7 protein-coding genes and 1 pseudogene are annotated in these 6,937 nt (G+C 48.4%); 3 read left to right on the forward strand and 5 right to left on the reverse strand.

What is annotated here, in order from left to right; all coding sequences use genetic code 11:
• Positions 1 to 227 (forward strand): hypothetical protein (locus K2I50_RS10305; RefSeq protein WP_301026266.1); only part of this gene is annotated, 227 nt, incomplete at its 5' end.
• Positions 228 to 230: 3 nt separating this feature from the next.
• On the opposite strand, the gene lgt is transcribed toward K2I50_RS10305, so the two are convergent.
• The 5 genes and pseudogenes from lgt to bcp all read right to left on the reverse strand — a co-directional run bounded on the left by lgt (position 231) and on the right by bcp (position 4,977).
• Positions 231 to 1,091: a prolipoprotein diacylglyceryl transferase gene (gene lgt, locus K2I50_RS10310; protein WP_301026267.1), complete on the reverse strand. Its 861-nt coding sequence runs from the start codon at positions 1,089 to 1,091 to the stop codon at positions 231 to 233.
• 65 nt (positions 1,092 to 1,156) lie between these two features.
• Positions 1,157 to 2,056, reverse strand: coding sequence for a diaminopimelate dehydrogenase (locus K2I50_RS10315; protein ID WP_301026268.1), 900 nt, complete (start codon positions 2,054 to 2,056; stop codon positions 1,157 to 1,159).
• 80 nt (positions 2,057 to 2,136) lie between these two features.
• Positions 2,137 to 3,339, reverse strand: coding sequence for an acetate/propionate family kinase (locus tag K2I50_RS10320; RefSeq protein ID WP_301026269.1), 1,203 nt, complete (start codon positions 3,337 to 3,339; stop codon positions 2,137 to 2,139).
• A gap of 19 nt (positions 3,340 to 3,358) precedes the next feature.
• Positions 3,359 to 4,372: a phosphate acetyltransferase gene (gene pta / locus K2I50_RS10325; protein ID WP_301026270.1), complete on the reverse strand. Its 1,014-nt coding sequence runs from the start codon at positions 4,370 to 4,372 to the stop codon at positions 3,359 to 3,361.
• A 147-nt stretch (positions 4,373 to 4,519) separates the two neighbouring features.
• Positions 4,520 to 4,977: pseudogene (bcp, locus tag K2I50_RS10330) on the reverse strand (thioredoxin-dependent thiol peroxidase).
• 513 nt (positions 4,978 to 5,490) lie between these two features.
• Here bcp and rfbD point away from each other — a divergent pair.
• Together rfbD and K2I50_RS10340 are read left to right on the forward strand one after the other, a co-directional pair.
• Positions 5,491 to 6,354 (forward strand): dTDP-4-dehydrorhamnose reductase, encoded by an 864-nt coding sequence (gene rfbD, locus K2I50_RS10335; RefSeq protein ID WP_301026272.1) that lies wholly within the window; start codon positions 5,491 to 5,493, stop codon positions 6,352 to 6,354.
• Positions 6,354 to 6,937 (forward strand): GTP-binding protein (locus K2I50_RS10340; RefSeq protein ID WP_301026273.1); only part of this gene is annotated, 584 nt, incomplete at its 3' end. The genes rfbD and K2I50_RS10340, both read left to right, overlap by 1 nt.

Below are 6,937 nucleotides of genomic sequence, written 5' to 3' on the forward strand. Positions count from 1 at the left end.
GATATGATGTCTACAGCATGATAGAGCTTTCGACCGGATATTCTGTGGAGTTTTCCTATGAGGCCACTTCGGTAGCCGGTCCGCTTTCCGGTGCTTGTCTGCTTGTCAATGACAAAGAGGTCAGAATCAATTCGGCAAAGGCCCACCGGATAAACAGCACGGGCGCGTGGATTGAAATCCTCGCGCCCGGCGACAGGCATTACGTGCTTGTGGTTACAGACGTATAGGCTTTATTTGCGTTTGCTTGATTCTTTTTCGTCGGCAAATCGATTTGGAAATGTAAGCTGCACTTTAGGGCGCATCATCGCATATATTATCAATCCTATACCAAGCAATATAAACGGTATGCTCAGCTGTTGTCCGAGATTGAGTGTCATGGTAGCCTCGCGCGCCACCTGATCATTTTTAATAAATTCAATCAGGAAGCGAGGCACGAATATTCCAATCATGAACACTCCGAATATAAGTCCGGGACGCTCTTCTGCATTCTTTTTCCAATACATCCACATGAGCAGTCCGAAAAGGGCGAAATAACATAACGCCTCATAAATCTGGGTCGGATGCACGGCCTGGCCTTCGTAGAGCATATGCCATTCGCGTGATCGAACAAACATGAATCCCCACGGGAGAGTGGTGGCGGTGCCGAAGATTTCAGAATTGAACAGGTTGCCGAGTCGTATAAGACCACCTACCAGGGCTATGGCTATTACCAGCCTGTCGAAGGTCCATAGCGGACTTCGCTTGGTTACAAATATAGAGTAGAGGATGATGGCAATGATTATGGCGATTGTGCCGCCATGACTTGCGAGTCCACCTTCCCATATGTATAATATCCGTATAGGATTCTGGCTATATACGTCCCATTCATAGAAAAACACATGGCCCAGTCTTGCTCCGACGATTGTGGCGATGACTACATAAATCAGCAGTATGCCGAGCCATCGCTCGGGAGCTCCTTCATGTTTGAATATACGGGCTACAATCTCGTAGCCTATTATAAAGCCGATTGCAAACATAAGTCCGTACCATCTTACGGTTATCGGACTGGATATTATGTCGGGGTTGGCGGCCCATGTGATATAATCGAGCATGCCGGTTGTTGATTGAAAGTTGGTTAGGATTAAATTGAAATATTAGTTTTAATTAGTATGGAAGATTACACCAGATGGCGTATCAGTTCTTCACGGTCGCCATATAGCATGTCGATTACCGGAATCTCAATCATGGTGTATGCTCCCGGGCGCTCAATCATGGTGGCGCGAGCTACGCCTACGAGTATCTGTGCTGTAAGAGCCGGATTGTTGATTGACATGTTAAACTCAAACCGCTGGTTCTGTGTTGTGCCGGATACGCCTTTTCTCACCATGTTTACGCCATGTCCCATATCGCGGACTTCATCGATAGAGGGTACTGCCATCACATGTGTTTCGTCGGATGAGAAATATGGGTCGGCCTTTACCGATGCGGCCACTTCTTCGAGCGACTTTGTGCCGTCGAGTTCGACATACACCATACGGCGATGTATGCCTGTGCCTAACGGAATAGTCATCGACAGGGCGTTTTTTACGCCTTCTTTCGATTTTACCGCTACTGTATGGCCCATGCTCATTCCGGGGCCGAAGTTGGTGTAGGTGATGCCCTTGGGCGCTGCCGCCTGCATGAGAGCTCTGACGATTGAGTCGCTGCCCGGATCCCATCCTGCCGATATTATTGCCACCGAGCCGTGAGCTTTGGCGATAGGGTCGAGGGTAGCACGCAAATCGGCTATGCCGGTATGTATGTCATAGCTGTCTACTGTGTTTATACCTTCGGCGAGGAGTATGCGTGCATGTGTCTCTACCTCGCGTGTGGGTGTGCAGAGAATGGCTACATCGACATTGTCGAGCTGCATGGCATCAGCCACTACAGGATAGTCTTTAAGTTCGGAGGGCTGTGGGGCTTCAGGATTGCGGCGTACGATGCCGGCTATTTCAAAGTCAGGTGCTTCCTGGAGAGCTTCAAGTACATAACGTCCGATGTTGCCATAACCAACGATGGCTGCTCTGATTTTTTTCATACGTATAACTATTCTTTATAAAATAAAAATGCACAGCGTGCCATATGGTTAAATATGGCGCGCTGTTCGTTAGTCGGGTGTTATTTCTTGTTTACGATTTCTTCGGTATCCTTGGCAATCATCATTTCTTCATCGGTAGGAATGACTACAACCTTTACCTTTGAATCAGGAGTAGAGATGAGCTTTTCCTCTCCGCGTGAGGCGGCGTTTACCTCCTTGTCAATCTTGATTCCGAGATAGGTCAGATGGTCACATACGCGTTGGCGCAGGGGCTGCTGGTTTTCGCCGACGCCTCCGGTGAATACGATAAGATCCACACCGTCGAGCGCTGCTGTATATGCTCCGATGTATTTGATAATGCGGTAGATATACATGTCAAGAGCGAGTTTGGCGCGTTCGTTGCCTTCAGCTATTGCCGCATCGATGTCGCGCATGTCGGAAGATATGCCGGATACTCCGAGCACACCGCTGCGCTTGTTGATGAGATTGGAGATACCCTTGGTATTAATGCGGTCTTTCTCCATGATGAAAGCAATGGCACCCGGGTCGATATCGCCCACACGGGTTCCCATCATCAGACCTTCGGTAGGGGTGAGGCCCATTGATGTGTCAATGCTCTTTCCGTCGAGGATAGCTGTGATGGAGCCGCCGTTGCCGATGTGGCATGTGATGATGCGCTGCTTTTCGTAGGGCAGGCCGAGGAAATCACATGCACGACGTGATACATAGCGGTGGCTTGTGCCGTGGAAACCATAGCGACGCACGCCGTATTCTTCGTAGAGACGGTAGGGGAGTGCATACATATAAGCCTCTTTGGGCATTGTCTGATGGAATGCGGTGTCGAATACGGCTACCTGAGGAATGCCGGGTATGAGTTCGGTTACGGCGTCGATGCCGGCCATATTTACCGGATTATGGAGAGGAGCCACATCGTAGCACTCTTTGATTTTCTCGATTACCTCTTCGTCAATGAGTACACTCTTGTTGAATTTCTCTCCGCCATGTACCACACGATGGCCTACTGCATCGATGTCTTTGAGACTGGTGATGCATCCGTATTCCTTGCTGGTGAGGAGATTGAGTATGTCGTTTACCGCCTTGCGATGGTCGGGAATAGGCTCGTCAATGACTTTCTTGCTTCCGTCAGCGAGCTTAAACTTCAGGAATGAGTCGGACATTCCGATTTTTTCCACTCCACCTTCGGCGAGCACATGTTTGTCGGCTGTATCGATCAGCTTGTATTTTACGGAGCTGCTGCCGCAATTGAGCACTAAAATGTTCATTTTGAAATAATCTGAGTGATTATGCATGCTTGGCTCCAATGGCCTGGTTGCATGTTATGATGATTGTCTTATAGATATCTTCGGGGAAGCAACCTCTTGAGAGGTCATTGACAGGAGCTGCGAGTCCTTGAAGGATAGGTCCTACAGCCTGCACTCCGGCAAGACGCTGCACGAGCTTGTATGCGATATTTCCGGTTTCAAGCGAGGGGAATATGAGCACGTCGGCACGTCCTTCAATCGGGCTTCCGGGAGCCTTTTGTTTTGCTACACCGGGGACAAGGGCGGCATCGGCCTGAAGTTCGCCGTCAACAAGAAGCTCGGGATGCGATTCCTGAAGCATCTTTGTCGCTTCGATTACTTTTTCTACTCGTTCATGCTTTGCCGAGCCTTTTGTAGAGAAGCTGAGCAGGGCAATACGGGGAGTGATGCCGGCGATATCGCGGGCTGTATCGGCTGCGGATAGTGCGATTTCTGCGAGCTGGTTGGCGTCGGGGTCGGGGATTACCGCGCAGTCGGCGAATACAAGTATTCCATCTTCACCGAAAGGAGAGTTCTCAGGCAGTAACATCACGAATGCTCCGCTTACCGAGTTGATGCCGGGCTTGGTCTTTACTACCTGGAATGCGGCACGAAGCACATTGCCGGTAGTGTTGAGTGCGCCTGCTACCTGTCCGTCAGCATCACCGTTCTTAATCATAAGACATCCGAGGTACAGAGGATTGGCGGTTGTTGCGCGAGCCTCTTCCATGGTGATGCCTTTCTTTTTGCGGAGTTCGAAGTATATGGGGGCATACTTGTCAATGACTTTTTCGTCGGCCGGATTCACAATCCTGGCCTTGCAGATATTTGTGAGCGACAGCTCTGCTGCTGCGGCTGCAATCTCCTTGGGGTCGCCGATTAATATTACATCGGCAATGCCTTCGGTGATTATACGGTCGGCTGCGGTAAGTGTACGCGGCTCGGTACCTTCAGGAAGCACTATTCTCTGGCGCTCCTCTTTTGCTTTTTTTGTAAGCTTTTCAAAAAGTCCCATAATGTATGGATGGTATTTGGTTATGGATATATGAAGTTTGTCTCACTGGTGACGCTACATTTGCTGTTTGCCAAACGGTCATGCAAATGTAAGGATAATTGGCGAAATATGGATGTCGGAAAACCGAGATATTTCGCCTGCCTTGCGTTATGACGGATTAATTATATCGAGTATCTGTCGGGCTGAGTTCTTGGTGTCGACCTTATTTATTTATGTGTAATACGATGGTCTGCGTCGGTGATGAATGTAGTGCGTACGGTGCCCATGTATTCCCGTCCCGCCATTTTCTTCTTTTGCCATACGCCGAATGCCTGGTTTACTTCGGTTGATGTGTCGCTCAGCAGAGTGAAAGGCAGTGCATGCTTGTCGGCAAACTTGATATGGCTTGCCGGCGAGTCCTTGCTGATGCCGATGATTTCATATCCGGCATTGCGCAGGTCGGCATATCCGTCGCGCAGAGAGCATGCTTCTGCAGTGCATCCCGGAGTGTTGTCTTTGGGATAAAAGTAAATTACCAGAGGCTTACCTTTGAAGTCGCTTTCCTTTACCATGTGGCCTTCGGCATTCATGCCAAGGTCGGAAGGTATCATATCGCCTATATTCATTGTATTATGATTTTTGTGTCGGGAGGGATGACAGATTTGTAATGGCAAATATAGGGTATATTCGCGAGATGGCAAAAAAAATGTCCGTTCCGCCCTTCGACAGGGTGAAATCGGACTTAAGCCAAAAGGCATGATTTTGTGATTCTAAAGATAGTTTGTCTTATAGCGATGAGTCACAGTCAAATGAGTCATGACTGTGGTACATCGACCGATAGATTAGGCTTCACAGCGTGGTCGTCACGGTCTAAGTTGCCTTTTTCTAAGTCCGAGGTTTGTATAGACTGCTGAGAAAAACGACAACATGAGTCTCTATTCGACTGCAAAGATAGCAATTTATGTGGTATTAATGATGGTGCGGAATACTTTTTCGATAAAATTTTGTGTTAAATAACATAAATACGGCTGCCCGATAAGATGCCGGTGTGTCCGATTCTGTCAACGAATGGAGGTAGGAATGTGGATAAAGTCGCAGTATTTTGCTACCTTTGTACCCGAAAAATAAAATAACGTAACATGAAAATATTAGTTACCGGGGCCAATGGCCAGCTGGGACGCGAATTGCGGGAGGTGCTTGAACGTGACTTCCCGGGTCAGGCTGTCTATACTGATATCGAGGAGCTCGATTTGACCGACGAGCTTGCGGTCAAGCGCTTTGTCGAGTCCAACGATATAAGCCACATTGTCAACTGTGCCGGTTATACGGCTGTAGATAAGGCTGAGGAGGATAAGGCTCTTTGTTATAGGGTTAATGTAGAGGCTGTCCGCAATATAGCCAATGCTGCTTTCGAGACAGGTGCGAAAGTTATACATATATCTACCGATTATGTGTTCGACGGACGTACTTATCGGCCATACAATGAGGCTGATAAGGTGAATCCTGTGTCTCAATACGGTACTACTAAGCGACAGGGCGAGACAGCATTGATTGCCCTTGCGCCGGATAGCGTTATTATACGTACGGCATGGCTGTATTCGCCTCATTGCCATAATTTTGTAAAGACTATGCTTCGTCTTGGTTCGGAGCGCAATGAGATAAGAGTCGTCAGCGACCAGATTGGGTCGCCGACATATGCCGGCGACCTTGCCGAGGCTATAGGCAAGGTGCTTAAATCGCATCAGTGGGTGCCCGGCATATATCATTTCACCAATTCGGGTGTGGCGTCGTGGTATGATTTCACTCAGTCGATATTCCGCCTTGCCGGCATATCCGGGTGTACAGTCGTGCCGATACCTACCGAGGATTATCCGACCGCGGCCACTCGCCCGTTCTATAGTGTGTTGAATACTTCAAAAATACGTGCTACATACAATGTCGAGACTCCATATTGGGTAGATTCTCTGGCTAAGTGTATCAACCGTTTAAAAAGTCAGCAGTAATGGCAATGTTAAATGATGAAATAAGCCGCAGACGTACGTTTGCCATAATTTCGCACCCTGATGCCGGAAAGACCACACTTACCGAGAAATTGCTTCTTTTCGGTGGCGCCATACATGTGGCCGGAGCTGTAAAAAGCAATAAGATAAAGAAAACGGCCACTTCCGACTGGATGGAGATAGAGAAGCAGCGTGGTATATCTGTGGCCACATCGGTCATGGGATTCAACTACGGCGATTATAAAATCAATATTCTTGATACTCCGGGACACCAGGATTTTGCCGAAGACACTTATCGTACGCTCACAGCTGTAGATTCGGTTATTATCGTTGTCGATGTCGCCAAGGGTGTGGAGCAGCAGACCCGTAAGCTGATGGAGGTGTGCCGTATGCGCAATACTCCGGTCATTATATTTGTCAATAAACTTGACCGTGAGGGGCGTGACCCGTTTGACATTCTTGACGAACTGGAAGCCGAACTGAAGATTTCGGTGCGTCCACTCTCGTGGCCTATCAATATAGGTGCGAAATTCAAGGGTGTATATAATATATATGAAAGTTCTCTTGACTTGTTTACTCCAAGCAA

Origin of the sequence: Muribaculum sp. (assembly GCF_029051885.1) — a bacterium.
In the GTDB taxonomy this organism is placed as follows: domain Bacteria; phylum Bacteroidota; class Bacteroidia; order Bacteroidales; family Muribaculaceae; genus Muribaculum.

Coding starts and splice junctions, on each gene's coding strand:
- lgt (WP_301026267.1), bottom strand. CDS start 1,091: ATGCTCGATTATATCACATGGGCCGCCAACCCCGACATAATATCCAGT.
- K2I50_RS10315 (WP_301026268.1), bottom strand. CDS start 2,056: ATGAAAAAAATCAGAGCAGCCATCGTTGGTTATGGCAACATCGGACGT.
- K2I50_RS10320 (WP_301026269.1), bottom strand. CDS start 3,339: ATGAACATTTTAGTGCTCAATTGCGGCAGCAGCTCCGTAAAATACAAG.
- pta (WP_301026270.1), bottom strand. CDS start 4,372: ATGGGACTTTTTGAAAAGCTTACAAAAAAAGCAAAAGAGGAGCGCCAG.
- rfbD (WP_301026272.1), top strand. CDS start 5,491: ATGAAAATATTAGTTACCGGGGCCAATGGCCAGCTGGGACGCGAATTG.